Origin of the sequence: Mycobacterium sp. 1164985.4, from assembly GCF_001668575.1 — a bacterium.
Lineage (GTDB): Bacteria > Actinomycetota > Actinomycetes > Mycobacteriales > Mycobacteriaceae > Mycobacterium.
Genome location: NZ_LZMD01000029.1, coordinates 1 through 1689 on the forward strand (window position 1 = coordinate 1; position 1689 = coordinate 1689).

1 protein-coding gene is annotated in these 1689 nt (G+C 65.6%); it reads right to left on the reverse strand.

Annotated elements, in window-relative coordinates; genetic code table 11:
* Positions 1–343 precede the first annotated feature (343 nt).
* Entirely contained in the window at positions 344–1558 is a 1215-nt protein-coding gene (locus A5650_RS03715; protein WP_067286420.1) for an IS110 family RNA-guided transposase, read from the reverse strand.
* Positions 1559–1689 lie beyond the last annotated feature (131 nt).

The following is a 1689-nucleotide window of genomic DNA, read 5'->3' on the forward strand; positions in this document are numbered from 1 at the left end:
CTAGCTGGCTGTAGGTCGAGTCAAGAGGGTGGGCGGCCGTAGTGGTTCGACACCCGTGGGTGGGGTGCTGGATTGGTGTGGCCGGTGGTGACTGCTGGGTGAGGGCGGGTGCCTGGCGCCCACGCTGATGTATGCAACCTCGGGTGGGTTATCTGGCGTCGTTCGGGCTGCCGTGGAGGCGAAGGGCCGGGTGCCAAGCTAGCCTCGGCGTAACCCGGTGGGGCCCGCCATAGCGGTCACGGCATCTGATCCGGACCCTTCGTCCCGTCCACTCAGGGTGGCACCTCCGTCGTAAGTTGTGAAGTGGCTGGTCGGGTCCTTTCCGCGGGTGGGTGTCGAAGGTTCAGTGCCAGCGGGTGGGCTCGTAGGTGGCGCAGTCGCGGACGAGGGCGTGGGCGATGCGGTTGGCGCGGTGGGCCAGTGCGCAGGCGATCACGCCGCCGGGCTTGCCGCGGTCCTTGAGTGTCTGGGCGTAGTTCCTGGCCGCTGGGTCGTTGAGCCATAGGCCCATACCGAGGTCGATCAAAGCGCGACGTAGTGCCACGCTGCCTTCCCGGCTGATACCACCGTCGCGGCGTTTATGCGCGGATTCGTACTGCATCGGGGACAGGCCCGAGGCGCGGTAGATCTGCCGCGGTCCTGGCCATCGTCGCGGATCCCCCAAGGCGGCAGCGTAATTGGATACCCGCACTACACCCCAGCCCGGCACGGAGGTCAGTGTCGCGTACGGACTGCGGGGCAGCAGTGACTCCAGCGCGGTCTGTGCGCACTGGATCTGATCGTCGAGGTCGGTCAACAACGCCAAGTCAGCGGCCAGTATCCGACGCGCTATTGCTGCGTCGCGGGTCGGCAGCGCATCGCGGGCGGCGACAACCAGGCGCTCGGCGACCGGGCGGCGCAGTTGCAGGTCGCGGGTCGCAGCGAACCGAATCAGCCGGTTGACTCCGAGCCCAGCCAGCCGGGCCGGGTCGGCGAACTCGGCGGCGACCAGCCGGCCGATCTTGGTGCCCAGAACGTCGGGCAGCGCCAGAGTGAGTCCGGGGAACGCCCGGTCCAGCTGCCCGAGTAGTTGATTTTTCGTCGCGGTACGCGTGGCAACCCGTTGGTTCCGATGCACCACCCAGGCGCTCATCTGACCGATCACGGCGTCGCGATCAGCTACCAGTTGCCCGTACCCGGCCAGCACCAGATCGGTGATCGCCTCCAAATCGATCACGTCGGTCTTGATCCGGCGTCGGCCCTGCACACGACGCTGCTCGGCGACTTGAGCGGGATTGAGCTCCAATACTTCCCACCCGTGCGGCCAGCGATGGTCGAGCACTGGACGGTGATAGTGGCCGGCGGCCTCCACACCGACCTTCACCTGCCCCGGCGACGGAATCGAGACCTTCGCCGCCATGATCACCTCGTTCAGACCTGTGCGGTTCATCGTGAACTCCGAGGGACCGACCAGCCGACGATGGGCCGCATCTGTCACCGAGAACATGGCCGAGGTCTTGCCGACATCGACAGCAACGACGATCGTGGAAGATGTGGCTGGAGCTAAATGCGCAGACACAACAAACACCTCCGGGGCGTGTCAGGAGGTCCACGTGCGGCAACACACGGACCCCGAAAAGGAATCAGTTACAGATCCCTTCCTGACACCTCCGGAGGCATTTGAGAAGGACTAACTCGAGCTATATCAGC